A 17,964-nucleotide genomic window follows, 5' to 3' on the forward strand; every position below is an offset into this window, starting at 1 on the left:
CCCTCCCGTCAGGGATGAGGCTCGCGCCCCTTCCGGCCCCGCTTCTTGTTCCTCGAGAGTCCGTTCCCCGACAGCCGGCGTGCGGTGCTGTAATGACGGATCGCCGCGGCCCGTTGCCCGGTCGCCTCGTACAGGCGCGCCAGGTTGTGATGCGCGTCGGCGAAATCCGGCCAGCGATCGACCAGGTCCTCATAGGTCGCGATGGCATTGGGAAGATCGCCTCGGTCCTCCATCAGCACGGCCAGGTTGAACACCCCGATCGCTTCATCCGGCGCATACGCGACGGCGCGGCGGTAACAGAGCTCGGCCCGGGCGAGATCCCCGGCCTCGTGGAACAGTCGTCCGAGGTTGAGGTGCGCCGCGCTCGAGGCCGGGTCCAAGGCCAGCGCTTCTTCGTACGCGCGCCGCGCCTCTTCGGGCGCCTCCGACTCCAACGCGAGCCCCCGTTCGAGCCACTCCTCGGCCGTCGCCTGACGCTGACTCCGGCGTGGTCTCGTGGAGAGCCTCCTGGGCTCCACGACCTGCCGAGCTTCGAAATTCAGCACGAACTGTCCCGAATCGGGCTGCCATCGGCCGGAGGCGTCCCAGACGACCACGCGCCGGCCGTCCGCGTAAATCCGTATGCGGGAGAGCTGTTCGTCGGGAGGCAGTTGGCGCTTGAGCGAGTCGAGCACGCGGCGGATCCGTGCGACCGGGATCCCGGCCTCGCAGAGCCCCTTGGCGGTTTTCAAGAGCAGCAGGTCTTGAAAGGAGAACCGGCGCGGCCGGTGCGTTTTCGTGCTCGGGAACAAGGCGGCGCGAAGGCAGGTCTCAAACGTCTTTTCCGAGATCTGCAGGATGCGGAGGACGTCCGCGGTGGTATAGCCATCGGACATGGATTCAAGGCTCCATTGAACAACCGGCGTTGTTCTGTCGGCGACATCATGCTCGTCGCTGAATCGCCTCTCCACGAGAGAGCCGGACCAGGATATCGGGAATGGCCGAGAGCCGGACCACGAGATCCACGTCGTCCTGTCGTAGCGCGTTGATCGGCATACTCGGGATGAACGCCTCTTCGGGATCCTGGGTGATCGAGAGGCCGCCCGACTCCTTGATCGCCACCAGTCCCCGCACGCCGTCGGCGCCGCCTCCCGTCAGGAGCACCCCCACCACACGCTGACCGAAGGCTTTGGCCGCGGAGCTGAACAGGGGATCGATCGCGGGACGGGTAAAATTTTCCTTGGGACCGCGGCTCAGCTCGATGCTCGTTCCGTTGAACGTCAAGTGATGGTCGCGCGGCGCGAGGTAGATGACGCCGGGCCTGATCGGCTCCCCCGGTTCCGGTTCCACCACGGACAACTTGGAGTGGCGGCCGAGCACGAGCGCCAGCTTCACATTGTAGACGGGGCTGCGATGGAGGACCACGCCGATGACGGCATTGAGATCGGGCGGTAGGGCGGAAAAGATCCGGCCGAGGGCCTCCACTCCCCCTGCCGAGGCCCCGAGGACCAGCACGTCTCTTGGAATACCCGCTTCGTTGATCATGGTTCGGGCGCGAAGCTAAGACGGCCGCTCCTCCTCCAAGCCGGGAGAGCCCGTGTCCTCGATGAGTCTTTGGATCTGCTCGATTTGGTCGCGCACTTGCTGTTGCCGCGCCCGCAAGCTTTCCTTCCCGAGGGGAAGGAGGCCCTGATCGACCTGCCTGATGAGCGTGTCCAACACCATGTCGACGTGCTGGAGCTGCGACGCCGCCGACCAGAGGCTTCGTTCCAATTCTTCCTCCTTCGCTTCGAGAAGGAACTGCAGGGCGAACGCATGGCCGGTGGTGCAGAGGAAATGCACATGCGGGCCGTCTCCCTCGGCGACGAGCATCAACACCCCGGCGCAACTGGGGCACGCGATGAGCGTGGGCTCGGCATGTGGGGGCAGATCATGCATGATGGACGTGTCCGGATCGCGACCTAGGCGGGTCCCTCGGACGCGCCCGGGTCCTCCATGAAGATGATGACGCCGTGGTTCTGTCCCGTAGTCTCACGTAACGAGGAGCAGGTGACTCGGCACGTAAAGGCCCGCCCGCGCCGGTTGATGGCCGCCAGTTCCACGCGGTGGTGACGCGCCGACGAGGCGTTCGTCACCTGACGAATCGGCTCCATCAACTGCCCGACGGGAAGACCGATGTCGAGCTGCATGAAGGGCTTGCCGGTCACTTCATCCGCGCGCAACCCCCACAACTCCTCGGCATGCGGGTTCCAGACCCGCACGGTGAGGTGCTCGTCGAGAACCGCCACGCCGGATCCGAGGCTTGCGAGGATCGCCTTTTGGAACAGATTCGCCTGCTGTAGTTGCTCGGTCCGCTCCTGAAGCTCGGTATTGACCGTCTGCAGCTCCTCGTTCGTGGCTTGAAGCTCGGAGTTCATCGTTTCCAGCTCCTCGTTGGTGGACTGGAGCTCCTCGTTCGTCGTCTCCAGCTCCTCGGTCGTCGATTGCAGCTCCTCATAGGCCGTCTCGAGCTCCTGCTGGGAGCGATGCAGGTCCGACTCCAACTGGACGGTCTGTGTGATCTCGTGAAAGAAAACATTCACACCCACCATCCTGCCGCCTTCGGCGACAAGCGGCGTCACGTCCACATCGAAGTACTGGGACGGCCCTTCCCGGTGGGTCAGCTCGACACGAGGAAGCCGGACCGGCTGGCGTTGGTTGCACACCTGCTCGATCGGTCCACGCAACTCCACCGGACGATAGGACATCTCCAAGTCGCGGAACGGCCGGTCCAGGTCATTCGGCCCCAACCCGAACTGAATCCGTGCCCGCTCGTTGACCATTGCCAGGTTGCCATCGAGGTCGACCACGAGATGCGCGTACAGTCCCGTGTCGAAGGCCAGATCGGCCAAGCGCAGAGAAGACTGCGGAGTCGCCTCCTCTTCTACAGAGTGGTGGCTGAGGTTCAGAGGGTTTCTCAGCACCGTGGTGCCGACCTTCTGGAAAATCCGACACTTGAAATCCACGGGATGGAAGAGATTCGTATTGGTCAGCAGCATCTCGGCTTTCCCCAGGAACAGATAGCCGGTCTTGTTCAAGGCAAAATGAAACCGAGTGATGATCTGGGATTGCGTTTCAGCGTTGAAATACATCAGCGTGTTGCGGCAGATGAGCAGGTCGAGCCGTGAAATCGGTGCATCGTTGACGAGATCGTGCCTCCCGAAGATGACCGCGCGCCGGAGATCCGGGCGAACGATAAACTTGCCGTTGCTCGATTCGAAGTAGGCCTCGAGCAAATGGGGGGGAACCATCTGCACGTCTGATTCCTGATACGTCCCCTGCCGGGCCTGGGTCAGCGCATTGTCGTCGACGTCCGAGGCATAGATCTTGACCCGCTCTTGGAATCCCTCGCAACCAAGCTGCTTGTGGAGCAAGATGGCGACGGTGAACGGCTCCTGTCCGGAGGCGCAGCCGGCGCTCCACACCCGAATCGGCTGATTTCCGGTTTTCCCGGCAATGATGTTCGGAAGAATCGACTCGTTGAGGAAGTCCCATGCGGCCGGATCACGGAAAAAACAGGTGACGTTGATCAGGATGTGGTTGAACAGCAGCGCGAACTCTTCCGGATGAACCTCCAAGTAATCGATATAGTGATCGAACCCGGTGATCCCGACCATGTCCATCCGCTTCCGAACTCGGCGCAAGACGCTGGCCGGTTTGTAGCCGCTGAAGTCGAAGCCGCGGTTCCGCTTCAGGTATTGAAGCAGCTCCTTGAACTGCCCCAGGTCCGCGGGCGCGTCCTGCTCTCTCTTCTTCATGCCGTCTCTGCCGGATGGACCAGTCGTATCAACGTGCGGGGAATCTCCTGGAGCGGGAGGATCAGATCCACCGTGCCGGTGGCGATGGCCGCCGCCGGCATCCCCAGAAACTCCGAATCCTTCGGATCCTGGGCGATCACGACCCCCCCGATCTTTTTGATCGCACCGACGCCCCCTACCCCGTCGGACCCGCTCCCCGTCAGCACCACCGCGATCGCCCTTTCCTTGTAGCTCGCGGCAACCGACTCAAACAAGAGATCGGCCGAGGGCCGCACGAAGTTGACCAACTCGGCATGGGAAAGCGACAGGGTATGGTCTGGATTTACCAGGAGATGGTGATCCGGAGGCGCGACATAGACCCTGTTGGATTCCAACTGCTCGCCTTCTTGCGCTTCTTTGACGCTCAGGGGCGTTCGCCGGCTCAAAATCCCCGCCATCAGGCTCGGGTGGTGCGGGTCCAGGTGCTGGACGAGAACGACAGGGAGCCCGAGATCACCCGGTAAGGCCTGAAGGATAAGGACCAGGGCTTTGACGCCGCCGGCCGACGAGGCCATCGCGATGATGCCGTACCGGAGCGGTTGTTGGGCGGGCTCCCCGGTACGACGCGCTCGATCCATGGTCACTCCAGTGTCTCCTCAAACACCAAGGCAGGATGTCGTCGGAAGAAAGAATACGGGGCACTGCCCGGACAGATCTGCGATCCAGGATATACGATGCCGACAGGCGGCACAAGGTGAGCGTTGCCGTGGGTGATGTAACGTTGTGTGTGTAAAAGAAGAAGGGTGTAAGCTGGGTCGCTGTCCAGGCAAACCCATTCTCCAACAACGGAGGGCTTACACCCATGAGCACGCTAGCACCGTGGACCGAGCAGTTTCAACATTTCATGAGCGACGTCCGCGAGCAGTTCTGGGGCGATCTGCATCGCCACACCCGGGAGGTGTGGCAACGCAGCCTGGAGCGACTCTCGGTCGAGGCGCGGGATCGGTATCTGGGGGTGCGGGAGTATGAGCGGGACGCGAGCCGGCCGGATTATCGCAACGGCTTCTATGAACGAGAGGTCGTGACGGTGTTCGGGACGCTCCGCGTCCGCGTGGCCCGGACGCGGCGACAGGCGTTCCTGCCGCGGGGGCTCCAGCGCCTGCAGCGGCGTGCGCCGGAGGTGACCCTGCTCATCCGCGAAGCGTTCTTACGCGGGATCAGCACGCGGCCCGCGGGGCGCCTCATCGCGTTGCTCACGGAGGAGCCGGTCAGTGCCCAAACGGTCTCGCGCCTCAGTCGGGCGTTGGACCACGCCGTGGCCCAGTTTCATCAGGCGCCCCTGACCGACGACTGGCGCTATCTGTTTCTGGACGGGGTGAGCCTGCGCGTCCGACGCCCCAGCGGCCGCAAGCGCGTCCAGCTGTTAGTCGCCTACGGCATCCGGGCCGATGGGACCCGGCAGTTGCTGGCGTTTACCCGGAGCCGGGGCGAGAGCCAAGCAGCGTGGGAGGGCTTATTGCAGGATCTCTACCGGCGCGGCCTGGAGGGCCGGCACCTGCAACTCGTCGTGACGGATGGCTGTCCGGGGTTAGCGGCCGCCGTGCAGACCGTCTACCCCAGGGTCCCGCATCAGCGGTGTTGGGTGCATAAGCTGCGCAACGTACTCGGGCGTGTCCGGCGCCGGGATCATGCGGCCGTCAAGGCCGCCGTGCAGGCGATCTATCAGGCCCCCAATCGGCGGGAGGCGGAGGCCGCCGCCCGCACGTTCGCTCGGCACTGGCAGGCCGCGTATCCGACCGTGGTCGCGCGGGTGCTGGCGGATCTGCCCGAGTTGTTGGCGTTCTTCAGTTGTCCTCCGCGACTGCGGCGCAAGCTGCGCACCACCAATGCCATCGAACGCTGCTTCGTGGAAGTGCGTCGGCGGACGCGCCCGATGGTCTGCTTTGTCAATGTCCAGAGTGTGGAGCGGATTATTTACTCGATCTTCAACCGGTTTAATTTGCAGTGGCGTCAGCACACCCTTCAGGAATTTACACAAGCGGCTTGACATCACCGTTGCCGTGCACGCGGTGGGTGCGCGAGGAGGGACTGAGCGAGCGGTCCGTCGATCCGATCGCCGACCACAGCCGCGTGAGAGAAGGCGGAGGCTTGGATTTTCCGCTTGCCCTCGCGGTCCAATCGTGCTTTACTCCCGCTCACATTCCCACACGCATTGCCTTTCCGGCGAAACGACGCACCGCCCCGCCGCTTCACCCCGAAGACAATGCCTCTCCCTGGAGGCGCACATGGACCCATCAGGGCGTATCCTTCTTGTCGACTCCGACCCTGCCTGTCTTCGACAACTCGATGGCCTCCTCTCGCAGCATCTCCCGAAGGTCGACGTGGACGTGGCCGGCTCCGGGGAGATTGCGATGCGCTACGTGCAGGCCCGGGATTACGACGCGGTGGTGTACGAGGTGGACCTCCTGGTGCACGAGGTGGGTGGCGTGCTCGGCGAGATCGAGAGCGTCACGCGAAACACCCCGGTGCTCCTGATCACCGCGCACCCGAACCTGCTTCCCGTCCTCGTCGGCTCAGGGGCCTTCGGCTTCATGCGCAAGCCGGTGAACCCCGCCTACTTCGTCACCGCGGTGCGAAACGCCCTGACGTATGGTCGCCTCAGCCGCCGCATACGCGAGATCGCGGCACACAAGCGGGACGAACGTCTGGACCTGGAGGCGACCCTCGACGCGCTGAGGGAACAGGAACGCGACGCGACGTGGAGCGAGTGGCACCGGACGTAAGGCGGCAGGCGGCTCGAGATGGAGGGGATGCGGCCGGTCAGGTAGAGGCGGGACCGTGACGGGAGGGGTGGATCATTTCCGGCCGGCCTGCGCCCGCTTGGCTCCGATGCGTTCCCCGCGTGCGGGCAGCGGAGCCGGCTTCTTCGGTGTCTTCTCGCCTTTCTCCAGGCTCGCCCGGAGCGCCTCCATCAAATCGACGACCGGCGCCCGCCGCTCCGCCGGCTGGATCGTGACCTGCTTCCCCTCGGCCTTCTCGTTGATCATGTCGAGCACCCGTTCCCGATACTCGTCGCGGAACAGCTCCGGGTGGAACTCGGGCTCCGACAGCTCCTCGATCAAGCGCAGGGCCAAGTCCAACTCCTGTTCGGTCGTGGCGGCCGCCCCCCTTTCGATCTCGTTGAAGTCCCGCACCTCGTCGGCATAGTACATGCGATGCAGCACGAGACCGCCGCGGGCGGGGCGGACCAGCACGAGGTTCTCTTTACCCCGCATCACGTACTTGGCGACCGCGACCCGTTGGCTCTTCTCCATGGCCTGGGTCAGCAGCTTGTACGGCTTCTCGCCTCGTTTGTCGGGGCCGAGGTAATAGGTGTCCTCGAAATAGATGGGATCGACGGAGGTGAGCGGGACGAACTGCACGATGTCGATGCTCTGGGACGCCGACGCTTCGAGCTGCTCGAGCTCGTCCGCCGTCACCCGGACGTATTCCCCCTTCGCCACTTCATAGCCTTTCACCAATTCGTCGCGCTCGACCACCCGCTCGCACACCGGACAATACAGTTGCTGCTTGATCCGGCTGCCGCAGACCGCATGGATTTGGTGGAAGTGGACGTCGTGCTCGCTGACCGCGGTGTAGAGGTTCACCGGGATCGTGACGAGGCCGAACGAGATCGCGGCCGACTGGAGCTTGCGAGGCATGCTTCACTCTAGTGAGGCGCCGGTCACGAGCACAATCGGACTGGACATTACGTAGGAGTGGGGGTATGCGACACCGCCCCGTCGAGGGCCGCTTCGGCGGGGAAGACCGGAGCGTCCGGCGTCTCGACGGACAGGAGCGGGAGCTGGATCGTGAAGGTGGTCCCCTGCCCGACGACGCTCGTCGCCGTGATCCGGCCCTGATGCTCCTGAACGATGCCGTACGCGATCGAGAGACCCAATCCGGTCCCCTTGCCGACTTCTTTCGTCGTGAAGAACGGGTCGAAGACCCTCGAGAGGACCTCGGCCGACATGCCGCAACCGGTGTCCTGCACGGTGATCGTCACGGCCGTGTCCCGGACGCTCGTCGCGACCGTCAATCGCTTCATCGCGCTCGTCTGCATGGCGTCGCGTGCGTTCGTCAATAGGTTGATGAAGACCTGTTCGAGCTTGAGACCGTTGCCCTTGATCGTCGGGCTGCACGGCGCCAGATGCAGGTCGACCGCGATGTCCGCCACCCGCATCTGGTCGTGCACCAGGGCCAGGGCCCGCTCGATCGTGCCGTGCAGGCAGACGGCGGTATGGCCGGTGCTGGCTTGCCGGCTGAACACGCGGAGTTGGTCGATGATGGCCGCGGCCTTTTCCACCTGCTGCTGCGCGCGTCGCAACTGATCGCGGAACGGCTGGCCGGTGGGCATGGCGGGGAGGCGGTCGAGCACGTTGCCGATGTAGAGACCGATGTTGTTCAACGGGTTGTTGAGCTCATGCGCGATCCCGCTGGCGAGCTGCCCGATCGACGCCAGCTTCCCGGCTTGGATCAACTGTTCCTGCTTGGCCCGGAGATCCTGTTCCCGCTGCTCGGCTTCGGTGAGCAGCCGACCGATCTCCTGTTGCGACCGGCGCTGCGCCGCGGCGTACCGCGCAATCTGACGGCTGGCTCCGATGATGAGCACGAAGGCCACGCCCGAGCCGACGACCAGCGCCATCAACAGGTGGTTGAAATACTCCCGCTCCTGCTCCTTGCGGAGGGCGAGCAATCTCCGCTCCTCCTGCTTGATGCTCTCCACCACTCCGCGGATGTCCTCGAGCACCGACCGCCCGAAATCACTCTGCACGATGCCGATCGCTTCTTGGGCTCGGCCCAGTCGGCGGACGGTCACATCGTCTCGGACTTCACCCAGCCGCTTGGCGAGCAGCCATTCGAGCGCATCCAGACGAAGCTGCTGGTCCGCATGGTCCGCCATGAGCGTGCGCAGTCGGGCGACCTGCTCCGGGATCAAGGCGACGGCGTGCTCGAGCGGATGCACATAGGCCTCATCGGCGGTGAGAAGGTAGCTCCGGCTGAGGCGCTCCGCCTCGGCAATGCGGACCCAGATGTCGTCCGCCGCTTCGAGGACGTCGCGGGTGTGATCGATCCACTCGCGACTCGCCCGCTCCTGAATGATCGTCCAGAAGGCGGCGACGACGACCAGCAGCAGCAGGGTCAGGCCGAGGCCGAGCAGGCTGAAGAGGAACTTTCGTAAGGAAAACGTGCGCCACACGGCCGGCCCTCCGCTCTTGCACAGGTGGGCGCCAGTATACGGGCCCCCTCGGTGGTTCACTATAGGCGCTCCGCCTACGCAGTTCATCCTCTCCGTCTTGCACGTGGACGCCGTGATAAGAGGCGCATGGATACGACGAAGGTCCAATTGCAGCCGACGGGGAATATCACGATGATACGCGCGACTGCGCAAGGAGAGCCGATGAGAACGACATCTTCGACCCTTCAGGTTCCGCGCGAGGTCTTCGACCGGCAGCTGGCCGCACTGGACGAGGCGCTTCCCCACGCCGCCCGCGAGGTCCGGGATCTCCTCCTCCACATCCGGCATTCCGCGGTGAGGATCAAGACCGAGCTGGACGACATCCGAGCGTCGGCACCGCTCTGGGCGCACGGGAAGCTCCCGGTGTGTTTCGACTGCGGCGCCAAGGATCTCGAGGTGGTCTATACCTCACGGAGCGACCGCTGCCAACTGTGCCCGGCCTGTTTCGAGTTCCGACAGCAGCGGGGTCTTGCGCGAGAGACGACGGGCGAAGGGAAGGCGACGCTACGACCAGCGTAAGGACGGCACTTCATGAGACGCGTGCAAAATTTCAGCGAACATGTCTCCGACGACGAGCTCGAACAGCTCCTCCCCACTCTCCTCCTGCATCTGGTCGATCGCTGCGGCGGCGACGTGGTCTTGACGCCCGGCGACGTCGAGCACACCGAGTCTGCTCTCCACGGCAAGATGGTTCAGATGTTGATCGGGAACGACATCCGCCTGCGCATCATCACCCGCCCACCGGAGCTCTCGGCCGGCACACCGCCGGAGCCTGAATCGGCGAGCGACGGCTAAGCGGCCGTCCATCCGACGGCGTTGCCGCCGACTGCATCTTTGGCAGCCAGGCGGTCACGGTCGTTCCCTCCCCGGGCCGGCCCGTGATCCGCAGCTCTCCTCCGCACTCCCGGACGCGCTGTTGCATCCCCCGAATGCCGAGCGCGCGGGCGCTCGCGATCTGCTCGGGCTGGATCCCTCGCCCATCGTCCTTCACGGTCAGCACGACGCGGTCCCGGTCCTCCTCAAGCGACACGTCGACCTGGCCGGCCTCCGCATGCCGTGCAATATTCGTCAACGCTTCACGAAACACCCCGATGAGGCACTCGGCCTGCGCCGGCGAGAGTACGACGTCCGCATGGCCCGAGCGGCATGTGACACCCGTTCGTCGCTGGAACGCGCTCAACTCCGCCCCGATGACCTCCTCCGGTCGCTGCTCGATGGAGCGGGCATGGAGATTGAGCGCGACGCGTTGGACCACCTGGATCGCCTCGTCCGTAAAGTGCATCACGGCCTTGACGCGTTCTTTGAGCGCCCCCGACACCGACGCGTCGATCGGCTGGGAGAGTCCGCGTTCGAGCTGGGCGGCTTCGAGCTTGATGACGGTCAAGTACTGGCCCAACTGATCGTGCAGCTCCAGCGCAATCCGTTTTCGCTCTTCACGGCGAACCGCCTCGACCCAGGCTTCCGTCGGGTGCTGACCCTGACACGTCTCATCGAAGGGCTCCCCCGGTATGTACCCGCCGCCGAGATCGACCGTATGAACCGGGTCAGGCGTTGGTCCGGCTGACTTGTTCATGGTCATCACCTTCCTTAGGCCTATGGACCCAGGATACGCGGGAACCGATGAACCAGGTAATCCGCACCAGGTCGCGGTCAAGAGTCCGGACGAGTCCTACATGGACACCAGCGAGGGGACGGAGAAACGGCCTTCTGAAATGGGAGATCAGTGCCCGGGGGTGGCGGCCAGTTGGGCTCGGAGTTGGGCGAGTCGCTCCTTCAGGCGGTAGTCATGAGCCGGGGTGATTCGTTCGGCCTCATCGAGCAGGGACGCCGCTTCGCCATACCGCTGCCGCTTGAGGTAGATCGTGGCCAGCGTATCCAAGATATAGGGACGTAGGGGCGACTCGACCCGCAAGGCCGTTCGGGCAAGCCCTTCGGCCTCGTCCAGACGCTCGCCGGCCATGGCATAGGCCATGGCCAGATTGTTCGCCGTGGCCGGGTTCCCAGGCTCCTGCAACCAGGCTTGACGATAGTGCACGATCGCCTCCTCGAAGTGGTTCCGGGAGAAGGAGAGGTTGCCGAGAGCCACCCAGGCGGCGACGGAAGAGGGATCGCGTGCAATCGCTTGAGCGAATTGCCGCTTCGCCTGCTCATCCAGTCCCTGCTGGGCATAGATTTCGCCCAAGCGCACATGCTCTTCGATGCTGAGCGGGTCGGTCGGGGTGAAGGGACGGGGGAATCCCGAGCAACCGCTCAGGAGCACGAGAAGAACGCACACCCGGTACCCGTGTCGCCGCAGCATCCCTACCTCGATCCCGCGGTCGCATGCGGTTTCACGACCAAGGTCCAGTACTGCGTCTTCTCCCAGGCGCGAAGAAAGTCGTCATACGGCATGGCCTTGTCCTTTTCAGTCCCCGAATAGGTGATGACACGGCGCGCCTCCGGATCCACGCCGACCACGACGACGAAATGTCCCGCCGGCAGCCATCGGTACCCGAGGTTCAACAGCGCGACCACCGGCTCGCCTTGCCGGATGTGTTGCTCCAATGACTGGATCGAGCCGACCTCCACGTCGGCAGCCACATTCTGCTCGCGCGCGTACTGCCACATGTCGAGGCTCAGCGTCCCCTTCAACTTCGGCAGATAAATACGCCGTGCGATGTCGTCCGGTGAGGTGGGACGGCCCCAATAGGTCAAGACCGAGGCGAGAGACGCCGGACCGCACTGGTACGCGACTTGAGGGAAGAACGGCACACCCGGCACGTACCAGCCCGACTCTCCTGCGCCTTTCCCGCCGTCCGAGGCCGCCCTCCCCGGGCCGGTGCAACCGACGGTCGGGATGACGACGAAGACGAGCAACAGGCCCGTCAACACCTCTCTGGGGCTCATGGGGTATGAGCTCCAAATAACCCGTTCGCTGGAAGACGCCTAGGCCTGCCTGGCGAGCCCGATAATCGCGAGCACGACGACGACGGCGCCGATGATGGCCAGGATGAGGATCAACTCCCCGCCCGGCTGCAGCCCGTCGAGCGTCTGGGCCACTTGATGCACCTGCTCGTCGGTCATCGCGCTCAACCGCTTGGTCACTTCGTCCTGACTCAATCCCAGGTCCGCCAGCCGCTGGCCGACCATCTTGGACTCCAACTGTATTTGGATCTGGGCGAGATCGGCGGGCCGATCCGGGCCGCCGGCCGATGTGGTCGGGGCGATCATCGCATCCGCCGAATCGGGAATGGCGCCGAGGACGATGACCCACAGGATGAGATAGAGCACCAGCCCGGTCTTCATGACGGTCTTCATAGCTCGTTCCTCCCTCACAGGTGATACTTCACCATAACGAAGAGCCGAAGCCGCGCCCCATCGGATAGAACCGTGGAGGACGTGTCAGCAGCACCGGTGATTCCTGTGAAGGGTAAATACGACAGAGCCGAACGGCCTAAAGGTCTGCTGTAAGTGCGCCGGTGATCGTCGCCGCTGCACGGCGCGACGGCCGCGGCGGTGCGACCTTCGTCCAATGGCGCGTGCGCGCCGGTTCGGAGTAACAAGGGGCATGCTGCTGCTCGCGCTCAACACGTGTCTGTCCCTCCTGGGGTTCATCGCGGTGCTCCTGACGGCCGTTGGATTGATCTGGCTCGCGCGTCTGGCCTGACGGCACTTGCCGAATCCTCCGCTGGATCCCCTTTCAGCACTCAGCCCTCAGCCGTCAGCTCACAGAGGAGATCGCGCGCCTCTCCCTTCCTGACGCTGAGAGCTAATCGCCGAAAGCTCACAGCTCGATCCCGCCCGGAACCCGAGAGCATCCCGTCCGAGACTCAGCTCGTCCCCCTTCACCTCAACCTCAACCTCAACCTCGACCTTCTCTTCATCAGTGCTGCCCCGCTTGACCGCTTCTCGCACATGCTTATCTTCCCGGCAGGAGGTGCGGGATGGTACCGATCTTTCAGTTCGTCGACGATCGACTCGTCTTCCACGGCCGTTGGACCGGCACGATCGAAGATCACTTCTACCCTGAGCTCTGCCGCCGCCTGTCGAATTGGCGCTCGGCGGCGGGATTCCACCCCACGCTCATCAAGCGGGACATGCCGTTCCTGCCGGCGCAATCGCCGGACCGAGGCGCGCTGTTCTTTGCGAAGGCGTGCGTCAATTGACCCCACCCTGATGTCGAGAGACGACCGTACCCGTCGGCCGATGCTGATCGGCGGCCGGCCACCGCGTTTCAGGAGGGATCACCGGGGCCGCCTCAGGCGAGGCGGCGGTTCAGAAGCACTTGACGGTGCGGCTCCCGCGCGCGGGCGCGTCCCGGTGCGGGCGCAACGACCGACTCCGGGCGAGACAGCGTGAGGTGAAGTTCTCCTTTCGGACCGGATCATGTCGCGCGGTCAGCGTCGCGGCGGCGCGCACGGACTCACGGAAATCGCCGGGCAAGATGGACGTGGTCTGGACCATGGCCGAAAGGAACGGCCGCGCACGTTCGATGGGCACGGGCGGAATCGGCGGATGCTCGGGCACGGTGACCGAGAAGTAGCCCGGCCTCACCACCAACGCCGGCCCCGAGGACCCTTCCCAAGCGACCGGATCGCCGCCCGTGTTGGCGACGCCGATCGACCTCAGCGCCGGATCCGCCGCGCCGCCGTCGTGAGGCAGCTCCTCCCCCCACACCACGAACTCGTCCCGCCCGCTCGCCAGCACCTCGCCGACCATGACCTCGACCGGCGACGTGAACAGGCGGCGCTGAAGGGCCGTGCCCTGGAGATGCGTCCGAACGGCGCCTCGGTCCAGCACCACCGTCGTCTTCCCGCCGCGGACTTGTTTGTCCACGATCAGCCGGGTCCCCGGTCCCAGCGTGAGCGCCACCGGCCCATCCAAGACGATCTCGAGCTGCGAGTACGGCTGCGTCTCCACGACGTCGTGTACGTAGACCGCGCTCCCCACGGTGAGAGGGCTCGGCCGCGCTTCACCTGGCCGGCCGACGAAGGCATTGCCATGGGAGGCTCTCACGGTGCCGACCCGGACGGCGGTCTCCGGCACGGCGCAGCCCGCGGCCAGGAGCAGGACGAGCAACCCGGCCTGCAGTGTTCCGTTGTAAGACATGGAGCCAGGATACACCCTTAGGAGAGAGGGGGCAGTCAGCGGGCGACTGACAGGACCGGGGAAGGTTGAGGTTGAGGTTCAGGTTGAGGTTGAGGTTGAAGAAAAGAGGCCAATCGCGACTTCCGCTCTCCCCCTTAGCCTTAACCTTCTTCTTATCGTTCCCGGATGCTTTCGTGGAGGCCTTTCAAGAGCGGACTCAGAAAGTATTCGATGGCGCGCCGCGTGCCGGTCTTGATCTCGACGGAGACCGCCATGCCGGGCGTCAGATGGACCTGTTTCTGTTCCACCTGCATCGTGGAGCGCGCCATGCTCACGCGGGCTTCATAGACGAGGCCGGCCTTCTCCTGCGGGATGGCGTCGCTGGACACGGTCAGGACCGTGCCGTCGATCACGCCGTAGATCGTGAACGGGAACGTGTCGACCTTGATCTGCACCGGCTGTCCGGCGTGGACGAACCCGATATCCTTGTTCTCGATCCAGGCCTCCACTTCGATGGGCGATTCTTCGGGGACGATGACCATGAGCTGCTGCGCGGGCGTCACCACGCCGCCGACCGTGTGCACCGCCAATTGTTGGACCACGCCGTCGATGGGCGACAGCAGTGTTTGAAAGTCGGTCTTTTGGCCCGCCTTGATCACCTCCTGCTCGAGCGACGCCGCCTTCGTTTCCGTGTCGGACAGTTCGGCCTGGCGCGTGCGCTGGAACTCCGAGAGCAGCACCCTGTAGTTCTCCTCCGCCTCGGCCAGCGCCGCCCGGTCCTGGACCAGCTTTTGGCGCTGGCCCGCCAGCTCCCGCGTCCGGTCGATCCGTTGCTGCTCGAACTGCAAGTAGTCCATCTTTGAGACGAATTGATCCGCCAGCAGTTTCCTGTACATCGCCGCGCGTTCCGTTTCGATCGGCACGGTGGCCTGGAGACGCGCGACATCCTCCTTGGTCGCTTCCAGGGCCGCCTTGCGTTGATCGATCAAGTGACGCGCCGAATCGACCTTCGCCCGGAATTCAGTCAGTTGATCGAGAAGCAGTTGCTGCTGGAGCGCCGTGAGCTCCGGATTGACGTCCGGCGGCGGGACGAACGCCTCGGCGCCCGCGAGCAGCGCCCGCAACCGAAGCGCCTCCACCCGGGCCGCGTTCCGCTCGTTGACCAACCGGTCCTGCTCCGCGCCCGTGACGGTCGTGTCCAGCTCAATGAGCAGGTCGCCCCGTTTCACCGGCTGCCCATCGCGCACGTGAATCGCGGCGATCACGCCGCCTTCCAGCGGCTGGATCACCTTGCTGTACCCGCTCGGAATGATCTTCCCCTGCGCCACCGCGACCATGTCGAGACGGCTCACGACCGACCAGAGCACGGCGGACACGAACACGGCGATGATCGTCCAGGTGATCGCGCGGCCGATCGGGGACGGCGGCGCTTCCTGGATCTCGAGGGCGGCCGGCAAGAACTCCACCGCGCCACCCGCCGCGCCCGTCCGCACCAAGTTCCCGGATTCGTCCGCCCAGGCCGCCTTCCAGATCGCCGCCTGGCGCGTGAGATCACGCCACGCCATACCGCACCCCCTCCGCCTCGGCCGGCTCCCGCGAAGGCGTTGTCACCCCCACGCCGTCCTGCAGCTTCTGCAGCCGGGCATAGAACCCGCCGGCCTTGATCAGAGCCTCGTGCCCGCCTTCCTCGATCACCTCGCCGTTGTCGACGACCAGGATCCGTTGGGCGGCCCGAACGGTGCTGAGCCGATGAGCGATCAAGAACACCGTGCGCCCCTTGCAGATCTGTGCGAGGTTCGCCTGGATGATCGATTCCGACTCGTAGTCCAGCGCGCTCGTCGCCTCGTCGAAGATCAGAATGCGCGGGTTCATGACCAAGGCCCGGGCGATGGCAATCCGCTGCCGCTGCCCGCCCGACAACGAACAGCCCCGCTCCCCGACGATCGTGTCGTAGCCTTCCGGGAGCGCCATGATGAAGTCGTGGGCGCCGGCGAGGCGAGCCGCGTGAAGGACCCGCTCCATCGGTAGGCCGGGCTCGGCCAGCGCAATGTTGTCGCGGACGGACCGGTTGAAGAGAAAGTTCTCCTGCAGCACGACGCCGACTTGGCGCCGCAGCCACGCCGGATCGACTTGGGCGAGATCGACGCCGTCCACGAGCACGCGCCCCCGCTCGGGGACATACAGCCGTTGGACGAGCTTGGCGATCGTGCTCTTCCCCGATCCCGACCGTCCCACGATCCCGACGACGTGGCCGGCGGGGACCGTGAAGGAGACCTTGCGGATGATCTCCGGCCCGTCGGGACGATACCGAAACGTCACGTCCTCGAAGGTCACGTGGCCCGCCAACGACGGCAAGGTCGTCCGGTTCGGATTGTACGAGGGCTCGGCCGGCTGATTCAGGACGTCGCCCAGCCGCTGAACCGAGATCCCGACCTGCTGAAACTCCTGCCAGAGATTGACGAGGCGCAGGAGCGGTCCCGTCACCTGCCCGGCCAGCATGTTGAAGGCAATCAACTGGCCGATGCTGAGCGTGCCCTCGATCACCTGGTGCGCGCCCACCCACAGGACCGTGATCGTCGTGACCTTCTGCACCAATGAGGCGGATTGCCCGGCCACCGTGATGAGCCGGCTCGTCCGAAAGCTCGCGCGGACGTAGCCGGCGAGTTGCTCTTCCCACGTGCGTTGCAACGGCGGCTCGACGGCCAGCGCCTTCACCGTCTGGATGCCCGTCACCGCCTCGACAAGGAAGGCTTGGTTCTCTGCGCCGCGGTTGAACTTCTCGTTCAAGCGCGCCCGGATGACCGGCGTGACGACGATCGAAATGAACGCGTAGAGCGGCAGGGAGCCGACGACCACCAGCGTGAGCAACGGACTGTAGAGCAGCATCACCGCGATGAAGACGATCGTGAAGACCAGATCGATGAGCACGGTCACCGAATGGCTCGTGAAGAACTGCCGAATGGTCTCGAGCTCGCGCACCCGGGCCACCGTGTCGCCGACGCGCCGCGCTTCGAAATAGGCGATGGGCAGGGCGAGCAGGTGACGGAACACTTGCGCCCCGAGGCCGACGTCGATGCGGTTCGACGTATGGGCGAACAGATAGGTGCGCAGTCCGTTCAGCGTCACATCGAAGATCGCGAGCGCGATCATGCCGATGGCGAGGACGTTGAGCGTCGTGAAGCCCTTGTGGACGAGCACCTTGTCGATGACCACCTGCGTGAACAGCGGCGTGAGGAGGGCGAAGACCTGGATGAAGAAGGACGCGATCAGCACTTCGCCGAGCACGCGGCGGTACTTCACGATCGCCGGGATGAACCAAGTGAAATCGAACACGAGATCGTGGGCGCGAAGGTGCGCGCGCTTGGTGATGAGCACGAGCCGTCCCGCCCACGCCGCTTCGAACGCCGCCCGCGGCATCACCAGCGGACGTGGGGCCGTCGGGTCCTGGATCAGCACCTGCTCGGCGGCGACCTTCGCGAGCACCACGGAACGGCCGTTCTTGAATTGCGCGATCGCAGGGAGCGGCGTACCGGCGAGACCGTTCCACGCGCACCGGTGCACGCCGGCCTTCAATCCCAGGTGCTTGGCCGCCCGGAGCAGATCGGTTTCAGAGAGCGGCGCAGCTCCAGCGGCGAATTGATGGCGGAGCTGCTCGCCGTCGGCCGGCAGGCCGAAGAACCGGGCGAGGAGAACGAGGCAGGCAAGGCCGGTGTCCGCGGTCGAACGGCTGTCGCCGCGATCGTGGCCTTCGCTTCCTCGGCCCTCCGTCGGCGGTTGGTCCGGAGAGGACTGCGTGGGGGACGTGCTCATGCTGGGGGCTCTGGTTAGGAGGGCTTAGAATGGAGGAGCACTCCCGCCGAGGTC

At 64.8% G+C, this 17,964-nt stretch carries 19 protein-coding genes; 5 read left to right on the forward strand and 14 right to left on the reverse strand.

The window, feature by feature from the left end; genetic code table 11:
• Nucleotides 1-8: 8 nt before the first annotated feature.
• The 5 genes from ACWHYV_RS14615 to ACWHYV_RS14635 are packed head-to-tail and all read right to left on the reverse strand — an operon-like array spanning nt 9 to nt 4,393.
• Nucleotides 9-875, reverse strand: a complete 867-nt coding sequence (locus tag ACWHYV_RS14615) for a tetratricopeptide repeat protein (protein WP_447977231.1) — start codon at nt 873-875, stop codon at nt 9-11.
• A 46-nt stretch (nt 876-921) separates the two neighbouring features.
• Entirely contained in the window at nt 922-1,524 is a 603-nt protein-coding gene (locus ACWHYV_RS14620; RefSeq protein ID WP_447977232.1) for a chemotaxis protein CheB, read from the reverse strand.
• Between the two features lie 15 nt (nt 1,525-1,539).
• Nucleotides 1,540-1,917: a hypothetical protein gene (locus ACWHYV_RS14625; RefSeq protein ID WP_447977233.1), complete on the reverse strand. Its 378-nt coding sequence runs from the start codon at nt 1,915-1,917 to the stop codon at nt 1,540-1,542.
• A 23-nt stretch (nt 1,918-1,940) separates the two neighbouring features.
• Nucleotides 1,941-3,776 (reverse strand): CheR family methyltransferase, encoded by a 1,836-nt coding sequence (locus tag ACWHYV_RS14630; RefSeq protein ID WP_447977234.1) that lies wholly within the window; start codon nt 3,774-3,776, stop codon nt 1,941-1,943.
• Nucleotides 3,773-4,393 carry a chemotaxis protein CheB gene (locus tag ACWHYV_RS14635; RefSeq protein WP_447977235.1) on the reverse strand — a complete coding sequence of 207 codons (621 nt, stop codon included), beginning with the start codon at nt 4,391-4,393 and terminating at the stop codon, nt 3,773-3,775. Before ACWHYV_RS14635 ends, ACWHYV_RS14630 begins: the two co-directional genes overlap by 4 nt.
• A gap of 224 nt (nt 4,394-4,617) precedes the next feature.
• Here ACWHYV_RS14635 and ACWHYV_RS14640 point away from each other — a divergent pair, with 224 nt between their 5' ends.
• Nucleotides 4,618-5,802, forward strand: a complete 1,185-nt coding sequence (locus ACWHYV_RS14640; RefSeq protein WP_447977236.1) for an IS256 family transposase — start codon at nt 4,618-4,620, stop codon at nt 5,800-5,802.
• Nucleotides 5,803-6,040: 238 nt separating this feature from the next.
• Nucleotides 6,041-6,538 carry a response regulator gene (locus tag ACWHYV_RS14645; RefSeq protein ID WP_447977237.1) on the forward strand — a complete coding sequence of 166 codons (498 nt, stop codon included), beginning with the start codon at nt 6,041-6,043 and terminating at the stop codon, nt 6,536-6,538.
• Between the two features lie 72 nt (nt 6,539-6,610).
• Here ACWHYV_RS14645 and ku read toward each other — a convergent pair whose 3' ends face one another.
• The gene (ku, locus tag ACWHYV_RS14650; protein WP_447977238.1) at nt 6,611-7,456 is read right to left on the reverse strand and encodes a non-homologous end joining protein Ku; all 846 of its coding nucleotides are present in this window, start codon (nt 7,454-7,456) and stop codon (nt 6,611-6,613) included.
• A gap of 47 nt (nt 7,457-7,503) precedes the next feature.
• Nucleotides 7,504-8,994 carry a sensor histidine kinase gene (locus tag ACWHYV_RS14655; RefSeq protein WP_447977239.1) on the reverse strand — a complete coding sequence of 497 codons (1,491 nt, stop codon included), beginning with the start codon at nt 8,992-8,994 and terminating at the stop codon, nt 7,504-7,506.
• A 201-nt stretch (nt 8,995-9,195) separates the two neighbouring features.
• Between ACWHYV_RS14655 and ACWHYV_RS14660 the strand changes: the two genes are divergently transcribed.
• Nucleotides 9,196-9,552, forward strand: a complete 357-nt coding sequence (locus ACWHYV_RS14660; protein ID WP_447977240.1) for a hypothetical protein — start codon at nt 9,196-9,198, stop codon at nt 9,550-9,552.
• A 12-nt stretch (nt 9,553-9,564) separates the two neighbouring features.
• On the forward strand, nt 9,565-9,828 hold the full coding sequence (locus tag ACWHYV_RS14665; RefSeq protein ID WP_447977241.1) for a hypothetical protein: 264 nt from the start codon (nt 9,565-9,567) through the stop codon (nt 9,826-9,828).
• On the opposite strand, the gene ACWHYV_RS14670 is transcribed toward ACWHYV_RS14665, so the two are convergent.
• The 4 genes from ACWHYV_RS14670 to ACWHYV_RS14685 all read right to left on the reverse strand — a co-directional run bounded on the left by ACWHYV_RS14670 (nt 9,764) and on the right by ACWHYV_RS14685 (nt 12,330).
• Nucleotides 9,764-10,606, reverse strand: a complete 843-nt coding sequence (locus tag ACWHYV_RS14670; protein ID WP_447977242.1) for a sensor histidine kinase — start codon at nt 10,604-10,606, stop codon at nt 9,764-9,766. The two genes, ACWHYV_RS14665 and ACWHYV_RS14670, sit on opposite strands and share 65 nt — an antisense overlap.
• Before the next feature lie 147 nt (nt 10,607-10,753).
• Nucleotides 10,754-11,332, reverse strand: coding sequence for a tetratricopeptide repeat protein (locus ACWHYV_RS14675; RefSeq protein ID WP_447977243.1), 579 nt, complete (start codon nt 11,330-11,332; stop codon nt 10,754-10,756).
• A gap of 2 nt (nt 11,333-11,334) precedes the next feature.
• Nucleotides 11,335-11,919, reverse strand: coding sequence for a C39 family peptidase (locus ACWHYV_RS14680; RefSeq protein ID WP_447977244.1), 585 nt, complete (start codon nt 11,917-11,919; stop codon nt 11,335-11,337).
• A 39-nt stretch (nt 11,920-11,958) separates the two neighbouring features.
• Nucleotides 11,959-12,330 (reverse strand): PA2779 family protein, encoded by a 372-nt coding sequence (locus ACWHYV_RS14685; protein WP_447977245.1) that lies wholly within the window; start codon nt 12,328-12,330, stop codon nt 11,959-11,961.
• A 626-nt stretch (nt 12,331-12,956) separates the two neighbouring features.
• Here ACWHYV_RS14685 and ACWHYV_RS14690 point away from each other — a divergent pair.
• Nucleotides 12,957-13,178 (forward strand): hypothetical protein, encoded by a 222-nt coding sequence (locus ACWHYV_RS14690; RefSeq protein WP_447977246.1) that lies wholly within the window; start codon nt 12,957-12,959, stop codon nt 13,176-13,178.
• A 109-nt stretch (nt 13,179-13,287) separates the two neighbouring features.
• On the opposite strand, the gene ACWHYV_RS14695 is transcribed toward ACWHYV_RS14690, so the two are convergent.
• The 3 genes from ACWHYV_RS14695 to ACWHYV_RS14705 form a co-directional block, all read right to left on the reverse strand.
• The gene (locus tag ACWHYV_RS14695) at nt 13,288-14,121 is read right to left on the reverse strand and encodes a hypothetical protein (RefSeq protein ID WP_447977247.1); all 834 of its coding nucleotides are present in this window, start codon (nt 14,119-14,121) and stop codon (nt 13,288-13,290) included.
• A 152-nt stretch (nt 14,122-14,273) separates the two neighbouring features.
• Nucleotides 14,274-15,665, reverse strand: a complete 1,392-nt coding sequence (locus ACWHYV_RS14700) for an HlyD family type I secretion periplasmic adaptor subunit (RefSeq protein ID WP_447977248.1) — start codon at nt 15,663-15,665, stop codon at nt 14,274-14,276.
• A complete protein-coding gene (locus tag ACWHYV_RS14705; protein ID WP_447977249.1) occupies nt 15,652-17,910 on the reverse strand; it encodes a type I secretion system permease/ATPase in 2,259 nt (752 codons plus the stop codon). Before ACWHYV_RS14705 ends, ACWHYV_RS14700 begins: the two co-directional genes overlap by 14 nt.
• Between the last annotated feature and the right edge of the window lie 54 nt (nt 17,911-17,964).

The sequence above is a fragment of the Candidatus Nitrospira bockiana genome (assembly GCF_965152565.1).